1 protein-coding gene is annotated in these 502 nt (G+C 53.4%); it reads right to left on the minus strand.

Annotated elements, in window-relative coordinates:
• Nucleotides 1-128 precede the first annotated feature (128 nt).
• A complete protein-coding gene (locus KP708_RS15635) occupies nucleotides 129-407 on the minus strand; it encodes a type II toxin-antitoxin system RelE/ParE family toxin (protein ID WP_371823805.1) in 279 nt (92 codons plus the stop codon).
• Between the last annotated feature and the right edge of the window lie 95 nt (nucleotides 408-502).

The raw sequence follows: 502 nt of genomic DNA on the forward strand, positions 1-502 counted from the left end.
GGCCCCTCGCTCGGTATGTGACAGGTCACGAAAATGGGGCAGCTTCCACACTACCCCAGAGGAACTGCCTCATATTTTAGTAGGCATAACTCAGCACAAGTAAACACAACTCGATACGAGTTAGCGGTCTATCGGTCTTGAGAACTGGGCCAGATGCGCAGGATTTCGACCGTTGAATCTGCGATGCGATAGACGATTACATACGGCCAGCAGGACACCAGTTCGCGCGTGCCAGGGACAAGGCCCGGTCGGCCTCGTTCCGGTAGATATTCGAGACGGTCACAGGCGGCGACTATCTGAATAGCAACACGGCTTGCTGCTGCGGGGTTTTCTTCCCCTATGTGATTTCTAATACTTTGGAGGTCATCGACCGCTGGATCGGTAATATCAACGATGAAATTTTGCACGATTACCCGCGCTGTGGTGCAGGTTTTTCGTGTTCCGTACCCCAAGAGAGGAGCCAGTTACGCACCTCAGAATAGGGACGCTTGCGCCCTTCATC

This window comes from Gluconobacter sp. P5H9_a (assembly GCF_018812085.1).
Lineage (GTDB): Bacteria > Pseudomonadota > Alphaproteobacteria > Acetobacterales > Acetobacteraceae > Gluconobacter.